At 46.4% G+C, this 21,242-nt stretch carries 21 protein-coding genes; 17 read left to right on the top strand and 4 right to left on the bottom strand.

Annotation, left to right across the window (positions count from 1 at the left end; genetic code table 11):
* Window positions 1-18 precede the first annotated feature (18 nt).
* Complete coding sequence (locus ACFPFU_RS02325; RefSeq protein ID WP_377061106.1) at window positions 19-459, top strand: VOC family protein; 441 nt, start codon at window positions 19-21, stop codon at window positions 457-459.
* 88 nt (window positions 460-547) lie between these two features.
* On the opposite strand, the gene ACFPFU_RS02320 is transcribed toward ACFPFU_RS02325, so the two are convergent.
* Entirely contained in the window at window positions 548-1,708 is a 1,161-nt protein-coding gene (locus ACFPFU_RS02320) for a DUF4221 family protein (RefSeq protein ID WP_377061104.1), read from the bottom strand.
* A 117-nt stretch (window positions 1,709-1,825) separates the two neighbouring features.
* Window positions 1,826-2,008, bottom strand: coding sequence for a hypothetical protein (locus ACFPFU_RS02315; protein WP_377061102.1), 183 nt, complete (start codon window positions 2,006-2,008; stop codon window positions 1,826-1,828).
* Window positions 2,009-2,282: 274 nt separating this feature from the next.
* On the opposite strand from ACFPFU_RS02315, the gene ACFPFU_RS02310 reads away from it, so the two are divergent.
* The 11 genes from ACFPFU_RS02310 (at window position 2,283) to ACFPFU_RS02260 (ending at window position 13,666) form a co-directional block, all read left to right on the top strand.
* Complete coding sequence (locus ACFPFU_RS02310) at window positions 2,283-2,405, top strand: hypothetical protein (RefSeq protein ID WP_377061100.1); 123 nt, start codon at window positions 2,283-2,285, stop codon at window positions 2,403-2,405.
* A 16-nt stretch (window positions 2,406-2,421) separates the two neighbouring features.
* The gene (locus tag ACFPFU_RS02305; protein ID WP_377061098.1) at window positions 2,422-2,739 is read left to right on the top strand and encodes a VOC family protein; all 318 of its coding nucleotides are present in this window, start codon (window positions 2,422-2,424) and stop codon (window positions 2,737-2,739) included.
* Window positions 2,740-2,834: 95 nt separating this feature from the next.
* Window positions 2,835-3,518, top strand: coding sequence for a DUF2243 domain-containing protein (locus tag ACFPFU_RS02300; protein WP_377061096.1), 684 nt, complete (start codon window positions 2,835-2,837; stop codon window positions 3,516-3,518).
* A gap of 155 nt (window positions 3,519-3,673) precedes the next feature.
* Complete coding sequence (locus tag ACFPFU_RS02295) at window positions 3,674-6,418, top strand: DUF1553 domain-containing protein (protein WP_377061094.1); 2,745 nt, start codon at window positions 3,674-3,676, stop codon at window positions 6,416-6,418.
* A gap of 4 nt (window positions 6,419-6,422) precedes the next feature.
* Window positions 6,423-7,892 (top strand): DUF1501 domain-containing protein, encoded by a 1,470-nt coding sequence (locus tag ACFPFU_RS02290; RefSeq protein ID WP_377061092.1) that lies wholly within the window; start codon window positions 6,423-6,425, stop codon window positions 7,890-7,892.
* A 186-nt stretch (window positions 7,893-8,078) separates the two neighbouring features.
* Window positions 8,079-8,483 (top strand): hypothetical protein, encoded by a 405-nt coding sequence (locus ACFPFU_RS02285; protein WP_377061090.1) that lies wholly within the window; start codon window positions 8,079-8,081, stop codon window positions 8,481-8,483.
* A 45-nt stretch (window positions 8,484-8,528) separates the two neighbouring features.
* Window positions 8,529-9,047, top strand: coding sequence for a CinA family protein (locus ACFPFU_RS02280; RefSeq protein WP_377061088.1), 519 nt, complete (start codon window positions 8,529-8,531; stop codon window positions 9,045-9,047).
* 11 nt (window positions 9,048-9,058) lie between these two features.
* Entirely contained in the window at window positions 9,059-10,693 is a 1,635-nt protein-coding gene (locus ACFPFU_RS02275; RefSeq protein WP_377061086.1) for an alpha-amylase family protein, read from the top strand.
* A 6-nt stretch (window positions 10,694-10,699) separates the two neighbouring features.
* Entirely contained in the window at window positions 10,700-11,662 is a 963-nt protein-coding gene (locus ACFPFU_RS02270; protein ID WP_377061084.1) for a TIGR03885 family FMN-dependent LLM class oxidoreductase, read from the top strand.
* A gap of 86 nt (window positions 11,663-11,748) precedes the next feature.
* A complete protein-coding gene (locus tag ACFPFU_RS02265; protein ID WP_377061082.1) occupies window positions 11,749-12,921 on the top strand; it encodes a CynX/NimT family MFS transporter in 1,173 nt (390 codons plus the stop codon).
* 142 nt (window positions 12,922-13,063) lie between these two features.
* Entirely contained in the window at window positions 13,064-13,666 is a 603-nt protein-coding gene (locus ACFPFU_RS02260) for a DUF2179 domain-containing protein (protein ID WP_377061080.1), read from the top strand.
* A gap of 7 nt (window positions 13,667-13,673) precedes the next feature.
* Here the strand turns inward: ACFPFU_RS02260 and mtgA are convergent, their stop codons facing one another.
* Window positions 13,674-14,378, bottom strand: coding sequence for a monofunctional biosynthetic peptidoglycan transglycosylase (mtgA, locus tag ACFPFU_RS02255; RefSeq protein ID WP_377061078.1), 705 nt, complete (start codon window positions 14,376-14,378; stop codon window positions 13,674-13,676).
* Between the two features lie 155 nt (window positions 14,379-14,533).
* Here mtgA and ACFPFU_RS02250 point away from each other — a divergent pair, with 155 nt between their 5' ends.
* A complete protein-coding gene (locus ACFPFU_RS02250) occupies window positions 14,534-15,922 on the top strand; it encodes a methyltransferase RsmF C-terminal domain-like protein (RefSeq protein ID WP_377061076.1) in 1,389 nt (462 codons plus the stop codon).
* A 5-nt stretch (window positions 15,923-15,927) separates the two neighbouring features.
* On the opposite strand, the gene hflX is transcribed toward ACFPFU_RS02250, so the two are convergent.
* Complete coding sequence (hflX, locus tag ACFPFU_RS02245) at window positions 15,928-17,193, bottom strand: GTPase HflX (RefSeq protein ID WP_377061074.1); 1,266 nt, start codon at window positions 17,191-17,193, stop codon at window positions 15,928-15,930.
* Window positions 17,194-17,433: 240 nt separating this feature from the next.
* Here hflX and rfbC point away from each other — a divergent pair, with 240 nt between their 5' ends.
* The 4 genes from rfbC (at window position 17,434) to ACFPFU_RS02225 (ending at window position 21,221) form a co-directional block, all read left to right on the top strand.
* Complete coding sequence (gene rfbC / locus ACFPFU_RS02240) at window positions 17,434-17,985, top strand: dTDP-4-dehydrorhamnose 3,5-epimerase (protein WP_377061072.1); 552 nt, start codon at window positions 17,434-17,436, stop codon at window positions 17,983-17,985.
* The gene (locus tag ACFPFU_RS02235) at window positions 17,985-18,737 is read left to right on the top strand and encodes a tyrosine-protein phosphatase (RefSeq protein ID WP_377061070.1); all 753 of its coding nucleotides are present in this window, start codon (window positions 17,985-17,987) and stop codon (window positions 18,735-18,737) included. The genes rfbC and ACFPFU_RS02235 overlap by 1 nt, the downstream gene beginning before the upstream one ends.
* Entirely contained in the window at window positions 18,734-19,720 is a 987-nt protein-coding gene (locus ACFPFU_RS02230; RefSeq protein ID WP_377061068.1) for an NAD-dependent epimerase/dehydratase family protein, read from the top strand. The genes ACFPFU_RS02235 and ACFPFU_RS02230 overlap by 4 nt, the downstream gene beginning before the upstream one ends.
* A gap of 88 nt (window positions 19,721-19,808) precedes the next feature.
* Window positions 19,809-21,221 carry a tetratricopeptide repeat protein gene (locus ACFPFU_RS02225; RefSeq protein WP_377061066.1) on the top strand — a complete coding sequence of 471 codons (1,413 nt, stop codon included), beginning with the start codon at window positions 19,809-19,811 and terminating at the stop codon, window positions 21,219-21,221.
* Window positions 21,222-21,242 lie beyond the last annotated feature (21 nt).

The raw sequence follows: 21,242 nt of genomic DNA, 5'->3' as shown, positions 1-21,242 counted from the left end.
CGATAAAAGAGTTTACAAATGGAGCAGCGGATCAGTGTATTGACGATCGGGGCAGACGACTTACCTGCCATGAGGGGTTTTTATGAAGATAAACTGGGATGGAAACCAGTGGCAGCCAACAATGACATTGTTTTTTATAAAATGAATGGCTTTTTGTTGAGCATCGGAAAACGAAAAGAGCTCGCGGGTTTTATAGGGATCCACCCTGAAGGAAGTGGCTTTCGTGGGGTAACCTTTGGCTACAATGTGCCGACGGCGGATGAGGTTTGGACACTTTATAGGCAGCTCAAAGACAAAGGAGTGAAAATACTGAAGGAGCCTGTTGAACCCCCTTTCGGCGGATTGTTTTTTTATTTTGAAGATATAGAAGGCAATGTGATTGAAATCGCCTATAATACCTTTGTCTACCTTGATGACCAAAATAATGCCATCGGCCACAAACCGATTGACCATTTGTAGTTTCTTCCCTTGAGAATTTCTGTGTCACCTAAAAAGCGCTGAAAATTTCGTTTCGTATATTTTTAAGTTGCCCAATGAAACCAATTTTTCATAATTTCTCCGGCTTAAACCCCACAAACACCATCTCATCTTCAGAAGGATTATTGTTGGGATGGTTCAGGGACAGGTACAGCTTGCCGTTGTGGGTAAAGTACATGCGGGTGTATACCGTATTCACCGGCAGGTCCACTTCCCCTACCTTCTCAAAGTCGCTGTTGATGATGATCACCGAAGGGGGCTTGTTGTCCCAGTTCCGTCGCAATCCATTGGGGTCAATATAGTCTATTCCCCGGTATGCGAGGCGGTAGAGCAACTGGTTCTTCTCATCATAGGCCAGTTCACGGTAAGAGTTGGACGTGACATAAAACTCCTCGTGGCCGTCCATAGTTGGGTTATCCCAAGGTAATGCATCCCCAAAGTACTTGCTTCCGGCCTCTCTTTCCCTCAATTCTTCTTTTTCCCGATCATAGATCAATATATTGTTATAAAAAGGGATTCCAAGCACCAGATAGCGATCTTCCATCAGCAGATGCGAACTGTGACTGAAATAGGCGCCATGCACATACTTGTAGAAATGGGAAGGAAGTTCAAAAACATGTTTGGCAGATTTATCATCCATATTTGGAATATTTAAAAACATGGTCCCCGACCATTTCCCGGGTTCGCTGTAATCCGAACCCCCCCTGGCATATACAAAAGCATTCCGCCTGATCTTGTCAAACATCAAAGGCTGTTGGGTATAGTAAAGCTGTACAGAGGGATTGCCTTTACGCTCTACTATATCTGTCTTTAAAATTTTCCGGAGGTTTCCCCTCAAATCGGTAACATAAAGCTGAATTCTATAAGAGCTCCCAATCAGTAAGGTGGAATCTGCCATCAATTCAAATGCCTTGATCTGTCCTACTCCATTCGGACCTTCAATTTTGAAGTGGATCTTAAAATCATCTACCTTATTGTTAAGCGCGTAAAACTCCAATTCGTTTGTATTTTCATTGACAACTCCCAGGTAAGCGGCTCCGTTTATCTCAACCTTTCTGACGTATCTGCTGTAAACATTTGACTGGTCGCTTACGGGAAATACTAAGGTATCCGTTGGGACCAACGTCAACGATTGGTTAAAGTCCCTGGGCAAAGTATCTAAATCATTGGCTTTTTTACAGGAAACCAAAAATAGTAGTAACCCAAAATAAAAAGGAAGACTCTTGATCATAATCATGTTTGTTAAACCCGTAAACATGTCATCACACGTTTACGGGCTCTTGATAAATAACGTTATTCTATAATTTAGCAATTTTTCGGAACAGGAACCATACAATTACCCACTCGGTCACAACGATGCACCACCATTGTCGAACCCCCAAACGTCACCTGTTTCACTTTGGGCATGGGCAGTATTACTCAATTTTGCCAAAGTAAGCGAGGGAAAAATATTTCCCTTCTCAAACTCCAACCCGACCATCACATGCAGCGTGAGCATCAGCTCAAACGCTCTGCCTGCCGTCCACCGCAACCATTTGCTGATTTTACTAAATTTTTAGTAATATATCAAATTTACATGTGCTAATCTGTAAAAAATCGGAGAAGACCGGCCATGATAAGGCATTTTTAGACAATATCGGACAACAGTATCGTTCCTTCCCCCAACCCTGGCATCGTTGTAACTGACCCCAACCTTTTTAATACCTATTTGTTAAGGACAGTTATTTTTCATTAATGCGTACGTTTGGTTTTGCCAAAAAACGTTTGAACGAGAGAACGAGGCGCCAAATTAAAACTTTGATCTTATGAAAATTACACTGGAAATACAGGACGACCGTTATAAAGCATTTCTGGAGTTTATCCGAACGCTTGATTATGTTTCCATCAAAAAGGAAGAGCATTCCCCCACCAGTGGCAGCCAACAATGACATTGTTTTTTATAAAATGAATGGCTTTTTATTGAGCATCGGAAAACGAAAAGAACTCGCGGGTTTTATAGGGATCAATCCGGAGGGAAGTGGCTTTCGTGGGGTAACCTTTGGTTACAATGTGCCGACGGCGGATGAGGTTTGGGCACTTTATAGGCAACTCAAAGACAAAGTAGTGAAAATATTGAAGAAGCCTGTTGAACCCCCTTTCGGCGGATTGTTTCTTTATTTTGAAGATATAGAAGGCAATGTGATTGAAATCGCCTATAATACCTTTGTCTCCCTTGATGCCCATAATAATGCCATCGACCACAAACCGATTGATCATTTATAAATAACGAAAAACTTTGACACTTGGAATGTTTTTTGCAGCCCTAAACGCTGTTGTTTTCTTCAAAAACTCAGTCGACTATTCACCCTTTGGATATAATGGGACTAACCTCGGTATTAAAATTAAACTGTATAAGCTGCAACAGAGATGTTCAGGAAGCTTTATACAACACCGTGTTTCTTCCCAAACTTTTTACAATGATTTTGGGCTTCATTATTCTCGCATTCATTGTAATAATTCTTGCCCTCTTTTCTTTTAAGAAATACAAAAGCCACTCAGCTTTTGTTCCTGACAAGGACTTGTTAAATCCTGTCCCTTTATCTATTACCGCCATTATATTAGGGATAGGAATCGGTGGTTTTATCGACGGCATTTTGTTCCATCAAATCCTGCAATGGCATGGGATGTTTACTAATCAGTTACCTGCTGACACAATTGTTGGAAAGTCGGTTAACATGTTTTGGGACGGTATCTTTCATTCACTCACCCTGATTGCGGTTATCATAGGCATCATATCCTTAACCCGTTTGCTAAAAAAGAAAAACATTAATCCTTCACCTAAGCTGGTTTTGGGTGGATTTTTTGCTGGTTGGGGACACTTTAATTTTGTAGAAGGAATAATTCACCACCACATCTTAAATTTTCATAACATAAAAGAATTTTCCAATAATCCCAATCTGTGGAATTATGGGTTCTTGATTATCGGTGTCATCTTTATGATAATAGGGTTTACAATTATTTACAACCGGGAACATTATCCCGCAAGGCTCGACGAAGAATAGAAATTACACAAGATGAAGGTGAACCGCCTATGGTTTGGAGATTGGGCTAATTTAACCAACAAACACCTTTCTGCCTGGGAAAGCGTCCTCTGCCCATTTTTCATTTTGACAATCAGGGCATAATCGCTAATTTTAGAAGAAATGTTTTGCGAAAAATGAAGCCTTATATAATTGGTTTGTCCGTGTTGTTGTTGGTGATCGTCCTGTTCCGGGCCATTCCGGGTGAGGAGCAGATCAGCTATAACCGGGATATAAGGCCCATTATCAATAATAAATGCATTTCCTGCCACGGGGGCGTCAAACAATCCGGCGGCTTTTCCCTGTTGTTTGAGGAAGAGGCGAAAGGCCCCACCGAATCGGGAAAGCCCGCCATCATCCCCGGAAAGGGCAAGCAGTCGGAAATGATCAAACGGTTGACCCATCCGGATCCCGAGATCAGGATGCCCCTGGACAGGGATCCACTTAGCGAAGAGGAAATCGCGCTCATCACCCGTTGGATCGACCAGGGAGCACGTTGGGAAGAACACTGGGCCTATATCCCACCAAAAACAGATATTTCCGTTCCCGAAGCGGACAAGGAGCTGGAGCCTTTCAACACCATTGACCACTTTGTTTTTCAAAAACTGGAAGCCATGGACCTTTTGCCCAACCCAAGGGCGGAAAAGGAAGTGCTGCTGCGCAGGTTGGCCCTGGACCTGACGGGTTTGCCGCCTAGTCTTGAGGATTACGAAAATTTTGTGACAGACGCCTCCCCCCAAGCCTATGAAAAAGCCGTGGACAGGCTGCTGGCCTCTCCGCACTTTGGTGAGAAATGGGCGGCCTTTTGGCTGGACCTGGCCCGCTATGCGGATTCCAAGGGCTACGAAAAGGACCTGCACCGAAACATCTGGAAATACCGGGACTGGGTGATCCAGGCCTTCAATGAAGACATGCCCTTTGACCGGTTTACCATCGCGCAGCTGGCCGGCGATATGTTGCCGGCACCCACCGAAGCGGATTATATCGCCACCGCCTTCCACCGCAATACCATGGCCAATGATGAAGGGGGCACCAATGATGAGGAATTCCGGGTGGCCGCGGTGATGGAAAGGGTGGGCACTACCTTCGAGGTCTGGCAGGGGACCACCATGGCCTGTGTGCAATGCCACAGCCATCCCTATGATCCCATCCGCCACGAGGACTTTTTCAAAACCATGGCCTTTTTCAACAATTCCCAGGACAAGGACCTTTACAACGAACAGCCGAAACTGCTCACCTATGAGGGCGAGGACAACGAAAAGGTGAAGGGCTTGCTGACCTGGATCAACGATAACCTCCAACCGGAGCACCGCCTGGAGAAGGTAGACGATCAGTTTCTCCATGAACAGAAAGAAGAATTGTTATACAAACTTGGTCACAGAAGGGTGGAGGCGGAAGAGTTTCAGGACAAAAGCCGCTTCATCGAACTGGTGGGCCATGACCAAAAATCCATCTGGCAGGTACAGGACAGTTCCTGGATCATGTTCGAAGCGGTGGACCTCAGTGAGGTAGAGGCCATTTCCTTCCGTTATGCTTCGCTGACCGGCGCCATAGTGGAGGTCAGGCTGGATTCCATGTTGGGCGAAAAAATAGGAGAGATCAAACTGGGGGTGACGGAAAAAGGTTTTCCGGCCAACCGGCCCCAAAACTGGCAAATCGCCAAAGCGGCCATCAAGCCGGTAATGGGAACCAGGGATGTATTTTATTATTTTAGGAAAGACCGGCATTTTGCCCAGGATCTGGTGCGGGTGGACTGGCTTTACTACCATGAAAAAAATCCCCTTAAGGCACAGTATCCAAGAGCATTGCAAACCAAATTGGAAGCACTGGATGCGGTAGAACCGGTCCATACCCCCATCATGCGGGAGCTTCCGGAATACAAATCAAGAAAAACCCATGTGTTCAACCGGGGGGATTGGCGAACCTGGAATGAAGAAGTGAAGGCGGATATCCCCGAAACCCTGGGTCGTGTACCCGGTGATGATCCCGACCGCCTGGCCTTTGCCCAATGGCTGGTCAGCAAAGAAAACCCGTTGACAGCAAGGGTAATGGTCAACCGGGCATGGGAACAGATTTTCGGGTTTGGATTGGTAGAAACGATGGAGGATTTTGGCAGCCAGGGGTTTGACCCTACTCATCCGGAATTGTTGGACTGGCTGGCGGTGAACTTCCGGGATGAGATGAGCTGGTCGGTAAAGTCCCTTATCAAAACCATCGTCATGTCCACCACCTACCAACAACAATCCCATGCCACCGGGGAGAAATTGGAAAAAGACCCTTATAACAAGTACCTGTCCAGGGGTTCCAGGACCAGGTTGCCCTCCGAAACGATCCGGGACCAGGCATTGGCCATCAGTGGCCTGCTGAATCCCAAGCAGTTTGGGCCCAGTGTGATGCCCTACCAGCCGGAGGATATCAGGGACTTCAGCGGACAGTTCTGGTACGGGAGCGAAGGGGAGGACAAATACCGCAGGGCCATCTACACTTACTGGAAGCGGACCAACCCTTATCCTTCCATGGTGACCTTTGACAATCCTTCCCGGGAAGTCTGCACTTCGAGAAGGATCCGCACCAACACACCGCTCCAATCGCTGACCCTGCTCAACGATCCCGTTTATGTGGAGGCGGCAGCGGCTTTTGCCCGCAGGATTTATGAGAAGGATGCTGAAAACATTCCCGCAGGCATTGCCAAGCACCTGCAATTGATTACGGCCGTTCCCCCCAGTGGGAAAAAAGCCGAAACTTTGGTAAATTTATACGAAGAAACCTTGGCGTATTATCGTCAAAATGATATTTGCGGCGAGGATTTGCCGGAACTGTCCGCTTTGACCTTGGTGTGCAACGCCATGTTCAATCTGGACGAATTTGTGACCAGGAGATAATGATATGGGAAATCTGGTAGAAGAAATGCTCTTGCGAAGGGCCGCATACAATAGCCGAAGGCATTTTCTGAAAAAATGCACTTCGGGATTGGGGGCCATTGCCCTGGCCAGCCTGATGGGTTGTGAAAAATGGGTGCCCGGTGAGACAAAACGCAGAGCCCTTAACCCGGACATCCTTGGCCCTCACTTTTCTCCCAAGGCCAAGAGTGTGATTTTTCTGCACATGGCCGGCGGACCCTCTCACCTGGAACTGTTTGACTTTAAGCCGGAGCTGCAAAAGCTGGATGGGAAAGATACCCCCAAGTCCCTGATGGAAGGGAAAGAATTTGCTTTTCTGAAAGGGACACCGAAGTTGTTGGGTCCCCAGGCCCAATTTGCGCAGCATGGTCAGTCAGGCGCTCATGTTTCCGATTACATGCCGCGTTTCGCCAAGATGGTGGACGAAGTGAGTTTTTTAAAGGCCATGCATACCGACGAGTTCAATCACGCCCCTGCCCAGCTGCTGATGCATACCGGCAGTGCCCGGTTAGGCAAGCCCAGCATGGGTTCCTGGACCGTGTATGGTTTGGGTTCGGAAAATCAAAATTTACCAGGATATGTGGTGCTGACTTCCGGCGGAGGCGCCATCAGTGCGGGAAAGAGCGCCTGGGGCAGCGGGTTTTTGCCCACCATACACCAGGGTGTCCAATGCAGGTCCAAGGGAGATCCCGTGCTTTTTCTATCTAACCCGGATAATATTGACAGCCATCTGCGAAAAAAATCCATAGAAGCCATCAACGAGATCAACCGCCTGGAATATGAAGAAGCGGGTGATCCTGAAATCCTTTCGAGAATTTCCCAATATGAGCTGGCCTTCCGCATGCAGGCGGCAGTGCCCGGAATCATGAACATCAATGATGAGCCTGAGCATATCCACCAGTTGTACGGCACCGCTCCCGGGGAGGCATCCTTTGCCAACAACTGCCTGCTGGCCCGGAGGCTGGTAGAGAAGGGTGTACGGTTTGTACAGCTGTTTGACAACCGTTGGGATACCCATGGTGTGGGCGAAGGCAACGGCGTTGGGGAGGGCATGCGGAGGTCATGTCAGGCCATTGATAGGCCTATTTCCGCTTTATTGATGGACCTGAAACAAAGGGGGCTTTTGGATGAGACCTTGGTGGTCTGGGGCGGTGAGTTTGGCAGGACGCCCATGATGGAAGCCCGGACCGGGGTTGGCTTTGATGGCAGGGATCATCATCTGGAGGCTTTTACCATATGGATGGCTGGAGCAGGTATCAAAAAAGGCCATATTCATGGAGCAACGGATGAAATCGGCTATTACGGAATAGAGGGGCGCACCCATGTGCACGATTTACAGGCCACCATATTGCACCAGTTGGGTTTTGACCACGAGCGGCTGACCTATGAATTCCAGGGAAGAAATTTCCGCCTGACTGATGTCCATGGAAGGGTAATCAATGAGGTGCTGAGCTGATGGTCGCCGTTTCGCCACTTATTTGAATATTTTTATTGACATGTCAATTTTAATATGGTTGATTTAGGGCATAAATCATAATAATGGTATTTTTCAGTCCTAAATTAATAAAATCCCCCTATTAGGCATGCATTTTGAGATGAGGGTTGAATATAAACCAACTGTTTGCCACGAACCCTTGAAGTCATGAAAGCGAATATGTTTTTAATTATAGCCGTGTTTTTCCTGTTGATAACTGCATGCAAGGAAGGGGCCACAGGAAGGGAGCACCAAGAAGCAGATACCACTTCTATAACAGACGGATTTAACGCTAGGGGATTGCCTTCGGAAGGAATACACGAAGATGGGGTGCATACGCAGGATAGTATTGAAGAAAACATGGAGGAAAGTTTTTCACCTGCGGATTTGCCCTCTTCTGTTAAAAACAAAATGAAATCAGACAATTTATATAAAAACAGGGAGATCTCCCATGCAAGAAAATTTATGAGAGAAGGGAAAGTGTACTATGAACTTACTTTTGATCAGAATGCGGAGGATAAAATCGTGGTGGATGAGCAAGGGGAGGTGTCTCCTCCCCCAACAAAGCGGTAGCGCGGGTTTACATTATTCTTCTATTCCATTCTTCACAAAACCCATATGAATCTGGAAACAAAGTCATTTGATTTGAAAGGCGCTTTGGATATCATCAAAAAGTTTTGTCTTTCAAAAGAAATCAAGTTGGCCGTAGCGGAGAGTGTCTCCTCCGGGCATCTGCAGTCGTTGTTCAGTCAGGAATCTGAAGCCGGGCTTTTTTATGAAGGCGGCATCACAACCTATAGCTGCACCCAAAAAAAACTACAGTTGCTCATCAATCCCGAACTTTGTAATCCCTGCAATGGCGTTTCAAAGGACATCTCCCAGACCATGGCCAAAAACATAGCCAAGCTTTTTGACGTGGATTTGAGTCTGAGTCTGACAGGCTATGCCTCACCCCTACCGGAGCAGAATATTTTTGACCTGTATGCCTATGGGAGCATTTGCCTGCATCAGGAAATTATTTACTGTGAAAAAATACGGAGTGAGAGAAGTCAGCCCGAGGAAATCAGGGAGGATTATGCGGCTATTTTAATCCGGAACTGCTCGGCACTTCTGGCGTCTCGATTACAAGGAAGATAGATACATGTCGTATGGGAGAAGAATTTTCAAAAAAATGGTATACTGATGCGATTGTATATGGATTGGATGTGAAGTTATTCCAGGATTCGAACAATGATGGATTCGGAGACTTTCAGGGCCTTACTTCCAGGCTGGATTACCTGCAGGAACTGGGCATCAATTGTCTTTGGCTGATGCCTTTTTATCCTTCTCCATTAAAGGATTATGGCTATGACGTTTGTGACTTTTTAACAGTGGATCCCCGGTTGGGGACGATGGATGATTTTTTGAATTTCGTACAGGCGTGCAAAGAAAGGGGAATAAGAATTTTGACAGACTTGGTAATCAACCATACCTCCACGGAGCATCCCTGGTTCATTCAGGCAAAATGCTATCGGGATTCGCCTTACCGGGATTATTACATATGGCGGGATGAAAAACCCAAAAATGAGCATAAAAAAGTTATGTTTGAAGGCGTGGAGGACAGCATATGGGAATACGTTTCCCAGACGGATTCTTATTATCTCCATAGTTATTACAGGGAACAGGCAGATCTGAATGTGGCTAACCATAAGGTCAAGGAAGAGATATACAAAATCGTCCGGTTTTGGCTTGATTTGGGTATTTCGGGTTTCCGGATCGATGCGGCTCATACGCTGACGGAAACACCTCCCAACTCACCCTACACTAAGAAGGATATATTGGCCTTTTTGGAGGAAATCAGAAAATGCTGTTATGAACTGGATCCGGAAGCGGTGTTGTTGGGAGAAGTGGATGTTTCCCCTTCCTCCATCCAGGGATATTTTGGGAAAGGGAACCGCATGCAGATGTTTTTTAATTTTTATTCCAACCAACATACCATGTTGGCCATGGCAAGGAAAGAGGCAGCTCCACTGGTGAAAACTTTGAATATCAAAGCCAGGCTCCGGTATGGCCATGCCTTGAATTTTGTCCGGCACCATGATGAATTGAACACGGGCCAGTTAACAAAAAAAGAACAGAAAGAAGTCTTGGAGAGGTTTGCCCCTATGGAGAAAATGCGGATTTTCAACGGGGGAATCAAGAGGGAGTTGGCGCCCATGATGGACAACGACATCCGGAAGATCAAATTGACCTATGCGATTATTTTTAGCCTCCCGGGATCTCCCATGCTGCATTACGGTGAGGAAATCGGTATGGGAGATGACCTTGACCGGGAATTGAGGGCTGCGGTCCGTTTACCTATGCAATGGTCCAATACGACCCATGGCGGTTTCTCTGCGGCGCCGCTGGAATATTTGCGTTATCCGCCGCTGAAGCTCGGGGAATACGGCTATAGAAAAGTCAATGTGGAAGACCAGAAGAAAGACAAGGGCTCCCTGTATCACTTCATGTGCCAGCTCATCCGGAGGAGAAAGGAACATCCCCAAATCGGAACCGCGGAGTGGGAGCAGATAGCCGTTGAGTTTCCCGGTTTGCTCCTGCTGAAGTATGGCAAGGGAGAGTATGCGCTATTGATAGCCCTGAACCTTGCTTCAAAAAAGACCGCTTTTTCTTTGCAGGAAGCGGGAATATCCGGTACTGTAGAGGATATTCTGTCAGAAAGTGACTACAAAAAATCCGGGGACAAAATAGCCGTGAATGGCTATGGTTTCCGGTGGATGAAATTGGATAAACATCAAAACTGACCCATTATGTTTCAACTCGGCTACCATGTCTCCCACGAACAATTTACCCCCTCGGAATTGCTTGGGTATGTCGTCAGGGCGGCGGATTCCGGTTTTAAGTTTGCGCTCTCCTCGGATCATTTTTACCCGTGGAGTGAGGCGCAGGGACAATCGGGCTTTGCCTGGTCATGGTTGGGGGCCGCCCTGGCAAAAACAGATATTGCCATGGGTGTGGTGACCTGTCCCTATCATCGTTATCACCCTGCGGTCATCGCCCAGGCTGCGGCCACCTTATTGGACATGTTTCCCGGGCGGTTTTGGATGGCCGCGGGCAGCGGTCAGATGCTTAATGAGGGGATTTCCGGGAAGCCCTGGCCGACTAAAGATCAACGGAATGAGGCCTTAAAAGATGCGGTTCACGTGATGAAACGCTTGTGGAAAGGAGAAGAGGTTTCCTATTCGGGCCATTTTGAGGTACGGGAAGCGCGCTTATATACCCTGCCCTCCCAGGTCCCTTTGGTATTGGGCGCAGCCCTGACCCAAAAAACAGCAGCTTTTCTCGCTTCCTGGGCGGATGGCCTGATCACTGTCAACCAGCCCCTGCACAAATTGAGGGGCATGCAGGAAGCATGGCAAAACGCGGGCGGGAATGATAAACCTATGTATATGAAGCTCCAGGTGTCTTATGATGCACATCCGGATAAGGCAAGACAGCTGGCTTTTAAGCAATGGAAAACCAATGTTTTTGAAAGTGATCTGCTCTCCGAGCTGAGAAATCCCAGGCAATTTGAACAGGCAGCCGCTCATGTAAAACCCCAGGATATGGACGATCATGTGATCATCAGCAATGATCCGGAGGTTTATATCAACCAAATAGAGGAATACAGAAAAATGGGTTTTACCGCCATTTCGGTTCACAATGTCAATAAACAGCAGCAGGCTTTTATCGAATTTTTTGCGGAGCAGGTGCTTCCCCATTTTGAAGATTAACCATTTTATGAACCGTAAACGGCCTACCGAATGCTTCCCTCAATTAAATCCGATGAATTGATCTGGAAAATCCTATTTTTGCATCCATGCCAAAAAATGCCATACGTGATAAATCCTGGTTCCTGGTTTTAGGGATATTGCTTGTCTCTTTTAATCTCAGGCCTTCTTTTACCGCTGTAGGTCCGTTGATACCCTATATCCGGACCGATCTCGGTCTGTCACATGGATGGGCTGGGTTCCTGACTACTCTGCCTTTGTTGACCTTCGCCACCTTTTCGCTTTTTTCAGCCGCTATTGGCAGGCGGTTGGGACAGGCCCGGGCCATCTTGTTTGGGCTGATCATCCTTTTGGCGGGAACGGTGGCAAGGGTCATGGGAGGAGCTCCCCTGTTGTATTTCGGAACCGCTCTTACGGGGACAGGCATTGTCATCTGTAATGTGCTGATCATTCCACTGGTAAAATCCAGGATGCCGGCCAAAACGGGCTGGGTGACTGGAATGTTCACCACAGGGATGTCCATGATGGCCGCCATTGCCACGGCTTTTAGCGTTCCCATGGCTCAGGACCTCGGTTGGGGATGGCGGGGCTCCCTTTTATTTTGGGCGCTTTTGATCCTCCTGACCGCGGTGTTCTGGGTACCCCAGATAAAGAAGAAAAAAGAAAATCAAAAAGTATCTTCCGAAAAGTCCTCTGATGTATGGAAATCACCCTTGGCTTGGCAAGTAAGCCTGTATATGGGGGTTCAATCATTGCTTTTTTATACCCTGATCACCTGGCTGCCCGATATGCTGATCCAAAAAGGGCTTTCATCTGTAGAAGCGGGAGTAGCCTTGTCCGTGATGCAGGTGGTAGGTCTGATGGGCACTCTGCTCTCCCCCATCATTGCCCTCCGCTTCCGGCAACAGTCGGGTATCAATCTGGTGTTGGGATTGGCCTACCTGTTGGGTTTTAGTGCGCTCTTTTCATCGTCTATAGCGCTGAACCTGCTCGGAATAGGTTTGGTAGGCGTTTGCATGGGAGCGAGCATCAGTCTGGCCTATACTTTGATGAGTCTAAGAACTTCTAATGAAACCCATACAGCGGGCCTTTCCGGCATGGCGCAGTCCACCGGCTATTATTTAGCGGCCCTTGGGCCCTTGTTGTTTGGGCTTGCGTATGACATCTGGCAGGACTGGAACATGCTGATTTATCTCATGCTGGTTTTTTCCGGTTTGTTTACGGTATTCGGATGGCTGGCTGGAAGGGAAAGAACCATTTAGAAGCTTTCGATCGGCCAATCTTGGTCTTGGGATTTTTGATCTGAGCGTCCGCTTTCTTCAAAACCCGTGGGAAAGTTATTATCTTTAACCTTCTGATTTGAATGCCCGGAACGGTATTTTTGTCCCACAAATTCATAGCAGTATGCAAAATCTCATAGAATCTTTAGGTATTTCCCAGCAGGCATTTCAGTATTTAATCATGCCCATTTTGATTTTTTTGGCAAGGGTATCGGATGTTTCCATCAATACCCTCCGGATTATGTTTGTGTTGAATGGCAAAAAAGGGATTGCACCTGTCTTGGGCTTTTTTGAAGCCTTGATCTGGCTGCTGGCCATCGGACAGATATTTCAAAACATCAGTAACCCGGTTTCTTATATAGCTTATGCAGGCGGTTTTGCCATGGGAACCTATGTGGGCATGACCATTGAGGAGAGACTGGCCCTGGGAAGGGTTTTGGTCAGGGTGATCACACCGAGTCCCTTGCCGGAGCTTATGGATTTTATGAAAGAAAAAGGATACCGTTTCACGATTGTGGGCGCGGAAGGCCGTTATGGCAAGGTAACCCTGATTTTCACCGTGCTAAAAAGAGAGGCTTTAAAGGATTTCATCAGCAAAGTGAAGACCTGCAACGAGAAAGCCTTTTATACCATTGAGAGTGTAAAACGGATCAGTGAAGATGATGTGAATATCATTGAGGACAAGCCAAAATTCACCACCCGGCTGTATAACCTTATCCGGAAATGACGTCGGGTTATGGATTTGCTTTGAGCTCGAGGGGTCCCAGGTTGTTCATATTTCTTAAAATCCAAGCCTGCCGGTTTCTTATGTAGGAAGTAGGGCTTGCCGGCGTCCAACGCAGCGGGTTGGGTAAAACTGCCGCAATGAGGGCCGCCTCTGCACGGGTCAGGTCTTTGGCGGATTTCTGGTAATACATGTTTGCAGCTGCTTCCGCCCCATATATGCCATCGCCCATTTCTATCACGTTCAAATAGACTTCCATGATGCGTTCTTTGCTCCACAAAAACTCGATCATCAGAGTAAAATAAGCTTCTAGCGCCTTTCTGAGCATATTTCGGCCGGGCCACAGAAACACATTTTTTGCAGTTTGATTGCTGATCGTACTTCCCCCTTTGATCCTTTTTCCCAATTTGTTTCCTTCCAAAGCCTTGTCTATGGCTTCCCAATCGAAACCGCTATGTTGCAAAAATTTCTGGTCCTCAGCGGCGATCACGGCCATTACCATGTGATGTGAAATTTCCGATATAGGGACCCAATCCTTGACGAGGAGGACTTCCCTTTCCGGATCCTTAGCCTGCTCCACCATTCTTATGGCCATGAGTGGTGTAACAGGCACCGGCACAAACCTATAAACGATCACCAGCAACACAGAGAAAGCCAAAAGTCCGAGCAGCAAACGGAAGACAAATACCAGCAATATGGTCAATGGATTATGCATACATGAATCAGGACGCTCTCAAATTTGGCGATATTTTGTTTTTCAATTGCTGGGACAATCTATTTCTATTTTACCTTTGTGAATGTGAAAAAACCTGGATAGCCAGCCAAAACCTGTTCCGGCGCTTCTCATGCCGGCAACCAAAACTATTCTGAATGGAAGATAATCATAAATCGGCACTTCCCCATGACTTTCTGAACCAAATGGAATCACTTTTGGGAGAAAAGGGCCTGGAGGATTTTTTGAAAAGCATGCGTGCCGCCCCCAGTACGGTGATCCGACACAATCCGTACAAGGTTTGCGAGGTCCCTGCAGCGCTTCCCCGGGTCCCCTGGTGTGAGGATGCCGTGGTATTGGAAAAAAGGCCTGTATTCACTTTAGATCCCATGTTTCACGGAGGGGCCTATTATGTGCAGGAAGCTTCTTCTACCTTTATCCACCATATACTGGGGAGCATCAATGTTTCTGGCTTGTTTCTGGATCTTTGCGCAGCCCCTGGGGGCAAATCCACGATTCTCAGCAGCTTTTTAGGTCATGAGGGCCTGCTGGTGGCCAATGAAGTCATCAAAAACCGAAGCCAGATTTTAAGGGAAAACATCATCAAATGGGGCTTGGGCAACACGGTGGTCTCCCAGAATGACCCCGCCCAATTTTCAGCATTGCAGGGGGCTTTTGATCTGGTGTTGGTGGATGCCCCCTGCTCCGGGGAAGGTATGTTCCGAAAGGATCCCCTTGCCGTTTCAGAATGGTCTTCTGAGCATGTTAAGCTGTGCGCCGGCAGACAATCCAGGATTTTGGAGCAGGCCGCATCCCTGCCACGGGATGGGGGTTATCTGATTTATGCAACCTGTACCTATAATACCCAGGAGAATGAGGAAAACATCAAAAAACTTGTGGAGCTCTTTTCTTACCAGCCGGTAAAAATCCCCATCAATAAGGATTGGGGTATCCTGGAACAAGCCATCCCGGCGCATGGGGATACCTACTACAGTTACCGGTTTTTTCCTCACCTGCTGGAGGGAGAGGGGCTGTTTGTCTGCGTCTTGAAAAGAAATTCACCTATGCCGGATGCCGTCATGAAAAAAAGCCACGAATTCAAGCATCCTTTTTTAAAACGGACGAGCCGAAAGGCACTGGAGGAAAAAAAGCTTCCCGATATAACTTTTCCATTTGAGCCTGCATTTTACCATTTGGACGAGGTACATTTTGCCATTAACAGCAATTGGGCTCCGATGTTTGAAAACATCGCTACAAGCCTGAACATAAAATATTTTGGCACGGAGTTGGGCCAATCTGTAAGAAACCAGTTTAATCCCGCTCATGCCTGGGCCCTTAGTGTTTTATCCAAAGGGGGGTATCCCACAGCAGCGCTTGACCTGGAAACGGCCCTTTCTTACCTCAAAAGAGAAACCATCCAACCTCCGGGATGTCCTGAAGGTTGGGTATTGGTCAAATATGGAGACCTGCCTTTGGGATGGATAAAGAACCTGGGTTCCCGCAGCAACAATTACTATCCAAAAGAATGGAGGGTGCGGATGCAGTAGGAAGGTCAATTCTTTTCACTGAACTGGGAAAAGTCCAGCACCTCGTCTTCCAAATAATGGGGATATATCTTCAGATGGCATTTTTTGACTTCAGCGGCCAATATCTCCCTGAATTTGTCGATGTCCGTTCCTTTTTCGGCGGAGATGAACACAGGAGTGATCTCTGATTTTTTGGCATAACTCCGTTCGAGCTTTTCAAAATCTATGAAGCTGGCATCTTCCACCTCAATTTCACTCATCAGCATCAGCTCTTCTTCAGAAGGCATTTTAGCGGCCAAATCCGTTTTGTTGAATACCATGATGGTAGGTTTGTCACCAGCCCCCATTTCATTCAGGGTTTGATTGACCACTGCAATCTGATCTTCAAAAGCCGGATGGGAGATATCCACTACATGAACCAGAATATCCGCTTCTTCGATTTCCGCCAAAGTGGATTTAAAGGACTCTATCAGGTGGGTGGGCAGTTTTCGGATGAAACCAACCGTATCTGACAAAAGAAAAGGAACCTGGTCCAAAACAACTTTCCTTACGGTGGAATCGACCGTAGCAAACAACTTATTTTCAGCAAGTATATCGGCTTTGGTCATCAGCTTCATCAGCGTGCTTTTTCCCACATTGGTATATCCAACCATGGCTACCCTAACGATGCCCTTTCTGCTTTTTCTTTGGGTAATCCCTTGTTTTTCAATTTTTTGTAATTTTTCCTTCAGTAGGGTGATTTTCTGCCGGATATCCCTCTTATCCGTTTCGATCTCCTTTTCACCTGCACCGCCCCGGGTAGAGGTACCTCCTCGCTGCCGTTCCAAGTGAGTCCACATTCTGGTAAGTCTGGGCAGAAGATACTGAAACCTGGCCAGTTCCACTTGGGTTTTGGCCTGAGCGGTCTGAGCCCTTTTCAAGAAGATGTCCAAAATCAACAAGGACCGGTCATAAACCTTGATTTTGAGTTCGTTTTCCAGGATTTTCATTTGGGAGGGACTGAGGTCTTCGTCGAATACCACCATGTCCGCATCAAAATATTCTATATAGGCTTTGATTTCTTCCAACTTGCCGGAGCCCACAAAAGTCCTTGGATCGGGTTTTTCCATTCGCTGGGTAAAACGGTGAATGGCTTTTGCTCCCAATGTTTCAGTAAGGAAAGCCAGCTCATCCAAGTGTTCGGAAACCATTTCCTCCGTCTCATGTTGGTGGATCAGCGCTACCAATACGGCTGTCTCTTGTTCCGGCGCGGTTTCAATCAGTTTTTTTAACTTTCTCGAGTATTTACTCATTTACAGATAATATGAATTTAAAGTGTCAACCCTAATAACGGATCTCCCGTCGAATTGATTCCATTTCATGACAGTTTAAACAGAGCGCGGATGGCCAATTTTACATCATCCCGATGAAGAAGGCTTCGCATAAAATTTAAATGCATTAGGACCGGTCACGGGTAAATATATTGCTAAATTGGTACTTTTTTGGTGGGGATTTACCAAATTGCACTTGGTTTTACTCTTGAATATTACTGAATGGAAATCAAAGAAACTCCCATCAAAGACGTATATGAGATATATCCCCGGATTTTCAAAGATGGAAGGGGGTATTTTTTGGAAACCTACAGAGAAGATTTATTTAAAAAAGCGGGCCTGAATACCCACTGGGTGCAGGATAACCAATCTTATTCTGTGGCCGGCATTATACGCGGCCTTCATTTTCAGGGAGGGGAGCATTCCCAGGTAAAGTTGGTACGGGTGGTCTCAGGTAAAGTACTCGATGTCTGTGTGGACCTTCGTAAAGATTCATCCACTTTCGGAAAATATCATGCTGTGGTTTTGGACGGCGAAAAACAAAATATGCTGTATGTCCCCAAGGGGTTTGCCCATGGTTTTGCCGTGTGGGAAGATGCGGTGTTTTCTTACAAATGCTCCGCCCTGTATCACAAAGAAAGCGAAGGTGGAATTATTTGGAATGATATGGAGTTAAACATTGATTGGGGAGTGGCTGATCCGATCCTGTCGGAAAAGGACAAATCATGGCCCAATTTAGAAACATTTAGGACAGAAAGCGGTAAAGGACTTTAATGTCAATATTCAATATCTTCAGCAAGTACAAAAAGCCAGAGGCGACCTTCCTGGATCTCCAGTGGATGCAGGCTGACATGCATAGCCACCTGATCCCAGGCATAGATGATGGTGCTCAGGATCTGGATGAAGCTGTTGAGCTGGTAAGCAGGTTACAGGGATATGGGTTGAAAAAACTGATCACCACGCCCCATGTGATGAGTGAGTTTTACAGAAATACCCCGGAAGTTATTCAGAACGGGTTAGCAACTCTCCGCCAGGCCGTAACAGCAGCTGGAATTGAAATTGAGCTGGAAGCAGCAGCGGAGTATTATTTGGATGAGGTATTTTTTGAGAAGGTGGAAAAAAATGAAAGGCTGCTGTCTTTTGGGGAAAACAAAATGGTATTGGTTGAAACGGGATTTATCAGTAAACCGCATATCCTGTTGGAAACATTTTTCCGGATGGAAATGGCGGGTTACCAACCGGTGTTTGCCCATCCGGAAAGGTATATTTATCTGCATCAGGACAGTGCTTTATTGGAAGCGCTGGCAGAGAGAAATATACCGTTTCAAATGAATCTGTTGTCCCTGGCAGGATATTATTCCAAACCCGTAAAAAAATTCTCGGAAAAAATCATTGATATGAAGTTGGTGAAACTGGTGGGAACGGATTGTCACAATAAACGCTACCTTAACGCGCTTGAGACCCTGCCACAAGAAAAGTATTACCACAAACTTGTCTCTTTGGACCTATGGAACACCAACCTATGAAAATAATCATAACAGGGGTTACTGGGTTATTGGGGAGTTATTTGGCCAGGGCATTCCGTGATAAGGGTGAGCTTTTCGGGCTGAAAAGGCCTACTAGCGACCAGCGGCTTTTGGGAGAGTTGGCGGATCAGATCACCTGGTATGAAGGGGATATCAATGACCTCTCCCTGCTGGAGGAGGCCTTTAGGGATAAGGATTTGGTCATCCATGCCGCAGGGCTGGTTTCATTTGATGAAAAAGACAATGAGAAGCTGTTAATGACCAACACACAGGGGACCACCAATGTGGTCAACGCGATGCTTTCTTCCGGAGGCGGCCATCTGGTGTATATAAGTTCAGTGGCGGCCTTGGGAAGAGATCATGAACATGTCCGGTTGAACGAAAACAGCAAGTGGAGCAATTCCGAGCTCAATACGCCCTATGCCATCTCCAAGCATCTTGCAGAACTGGAAGTATGGAGAGGCTCACAGGAGGGGCTGAATGTAATGGTGTTCAATCCATCGGTACTATTAGGCAAAATCAGCGATGTGAGGAGCAGCGCTGGAATTTACAAGTACGTGTTGGAGGGCAACAAATACTACCCCAAAGGGAGCATCAACTATGTGGATATACGGGATGCGGTGGAAATAATGTCCTGCCTTGTGAAGAAAGGCCGATGGAATGAACGGTACATCATCAACAAGGAGTGTATTTCCTATAAGTTGTTTTTTGAAAAAATGGCAGAAGTATTTGGCAAGAAAGCACCCTCCAAACCGTTAAATGGGATGATGTCCTCCCTGGCAGTGGGATGGGTTAAATTGTATAACCTCTTTGGCAGCCGTCCCATCGCCCTGAACAGGCAGATGCTGCAACTGGCACAACTGAAAATCAGTTATGACAATCAAAAAATACAACAGATCCTTGATCACCGATTCATCCCCGTGACCGATACTTTCAGATGGGCTATCGCGGGCAGTGATGAAGGCTATCTGTGGAATCCTTGAGGGTTTCACCCGTTAAATTTCTAAAATCAGAATGGCTAGGCTATCAAATAATTTGGTATCTTAAGCTAATAAAAATAAACAACGATCGATGACAGGAGATTTTGAAAATCATTCCGAGCAGGAAAAAGAGTTGGTCCAAAGATTTGAGGAATCTCTTAAGTCCAACCTGGACCTGTATTTTGGAGAAGAAGAGTTGGAAGACATTATCAGGTACTATCAGGATAATTTCAAGTTCAAGAAAGCCTATAAGGCGAGTCAGCTTGCCCTGGAAAAGTTCCCTTTCTCATTGGAGTTGAAATTGCTCATGGCCCAATCACTCATATTCATGGACGAATTGGAAGAAGGCCTCGAAATATTGGAGAATCTGAATAACCTGTCTCCAAACAATGAAGAGATATTGTTGTCCATGGCCAATGCCATGTCTCTTTTGGATCAAAACAAAGAGGCCATCGAACTGCTGGAGAATTTTTTATCGCTGGCGGAGGATAAAGCCGAGGTATACTATCTGTTGGGCAATCTTTACCGTGCCGAAAAGGACATGGCAAAAGCTGTGGAAAATTACAAGGAGGCGGTAAGGATCAAGATCAATCACGAGGACGCCTTGTTTCAGCTGGCGATGATTACGGAGGAAGAGGGGTCGTTTGGAGAGATTCTGCAGTTTTATCAGGATTTCATAGATCAGGACCCCTATAATGCGGGTGCATGGTACAATTTGGGCGTGGTGTACAACCGCCTGGGAAAATACGAAGAGGCCATCAAAGCCTATGACTATGCCTTGATCATTGATGACACCTTTGCTTCGGCCTATTTTAATCTAGGCAATGCCCTGATGAACACCCATCAGTACGAGTTGGCACTGGAAGCTTACCAGAATACCATTAACTGCGAAGGAAGCAATGCCGAGAATTGCTGTTATCTGGCCGCATCTTATGAGAAGCTGGACCAGATTGATATGGCCTTTAAGTATTTCAAAAAATCAGCAAAACTGGATCCTGAGTATGACGATGCGTGGTTTGGTCTGGGGATGTGCATGCTGAAAAAAAAGAAATATTTTGAAGCCATTCATTATTTCAAAAAGGCCCTGAACCTTTCCGCAGAAAATGCCAATTACTGGGTGGGCCTGGCAGAGGCGGAATACAACCTGGGTAACCTGCAGGCCAGTTCGGAAGCTTATGAAGAAGCCATCAATCTGGAACCGGGGATTATAGAGACCTATATCAACCTGTCCATCATCTATTTTGATCAAAACAGATTCGAGGAAGCCGAAGACGTGATCAAAGAAGGAATGGAAGAGCTTCCGGATGAGGCAGAGCTTTATTACCGCTTGGTGGTGTATCTTATCAAGACAGGTAAATACAAAGAAGCCTTTTCAAATTTGGAAAATGCATTAACTTTGGACTTTGAAAAACATAAGGTTTTATTTGAGCTGATGCCCGAATTGGAACAGCAGAAGGCTATTTATAAAATCATTAATCAGTATAGGAGCGATTTTAACAATTAAAGATCATATTCAATTATTTTA

It is taken from the genome of Negadavirga shengliensis (assembly GCF_042652345.1).
In the GTDB taxonomy this organism is placed as follows: Bacteria; Bacteroidota; Bacteroidia; order Cytophagales; family Cyclobacteriaceae; genus Negadavirga; species Negadavirga shengliensis.
The sequence above is the reverse complement of the archived record's forward strand: the minus strand, read 5'-3'. Positions and strand labels throughout refer to the sequence as shown.

Coding starts and splice junctions, on each gene's coding strand:
- ACFPFU_RS02230 (WP_377061068.1), top strand. CDS start 18,734: ATGAAAATAATCATAACAGGGGTTACTGGGTTATTGGGGAGTTATTTG.
- ACFPFU_RS02320 (WP_377061104.1), bottom strand. CDS start 1,708: ATGATCAAGAGTCTTCCTTTTTATTTTGGGTTACTACTATTTTTGGTT.
- ACFPFU_RS02295 (WP_377061094.1), top strand. CDS start 3,674: ATGAAGCCTTATATAATTGGTTTGTCCGTGTTGTTGTTGGTGATCGTC.
- ACFPFU_RS02280 (WP_377061088.1), top strand. CDS start 8,529: ATGAATCTGGAAACAAAGTCATTTGATTTGAAAGGCGCTTTGGATATC.
- mtgA (WP_377061078.1), bottom strand. CDS start 14,378: ATGCATAATCCATTGACCATATTGCTGGTATTTGTCTTCCGTTTGCTG.
- ACFPFU_RS02265 (WP_377061082.1), top strand. CDS start 11,749: ATGCCAAAAAATGCCATACGTGATAAATCCTGGTTCCTGGTTTTAGGG.
- ACFPFU_RS02250 (WP_377061076.1), top strand. CDS start 14,534: ATGGAAGATAATCATAAATCGGCACTTCCCCATGACTTTCTGAACCAA.
- ACFPFU_RS02235 (WP_377061070.1), top strand. CDS start 17,985: ATGTCAATATTCAATATCTTCAGCAAGTACAAAAAGCCAGAGGCGACC.
- ACFPFU_RS02260 (WP_377061080.1), top strand. CDS start 13,064: ATGCAAAATCTCATAGAATCTTTAGGTATTTCCCAGCAGGCATTTCAG.
- ACFPFU_RS02285 (WP_377061090.1), top strand. CDS start 8,079: ATGAAAGCGAATATGTTTTTAATTATAGCCGTGTTTTTCCTGTTGATA.
- ACFPFU_RS02325 (WP_377061106.1), top strand. CDS start 19: ATGGAGCAGCGGATCAGTGTATTGACGATCGGGGCAGACGACTTACCT.
- ACFPFU_RS02290 (WP_377061092.1), top strand. CDS start 6,423: ATGGGAAATCTGGTAGAAGAAATGCTCTTGCGAAGGGCCGCATACAAT.
- ACFPFU_RS02300 (WP_377061096.1), top strand. CDS start 2,835: ATGGGACTAACCTCGGTATTAAAATTAAACTGTATAAGCTGCAACAGA.
- ACFPFU_RS02305 (WP_377061098.1), top strand. CDS start 2,422: ATGAATGGCTTTTTATTGAGCATCGGAAAACGAAAAGAACTCGCGGGT.
- ACFPFU_RS02310 (WP_377061100.1), top strand. CDS start 2,283: ATGAAAATTACACTGGAAATACAGGACGACCGTTATAAAGCATTTCTG.
- hflX (WP_377061074.1), bottom strand. CDS start 17,193: ATGAGTAAATACTCGAGAAAGTTAAAAAAACTGATTGAAACCGCGCCG.
- ACFPFU_RS02225 (WP_377061066.1), top strand. CDS start 19,809: ATGACAGGAGATTTTGAAAATCATTCCGAGCAGGAAAAAGAGTTGGTC.
- ACFPFU_RS02275 (WP_377061086.1), top strand. CDS start 9,059: ATGGGAGAAGAATTTTCAAAAAAATGGTATACTGATGCGATTGTATAT.
- rfbC (WP_377061072.1), top strand. CDS start 17,434: ATGGAAATCAAAGAAACTCCCATCAAAGACGTATATGAGATATATCCC.
- ACFPFU_RS02270 (WP_377061084.1), top strand. CDS start 10,700: ATGTTTCAACTCGGCTACCATGTCTCCCACGAACAATTTACCCCCTCG.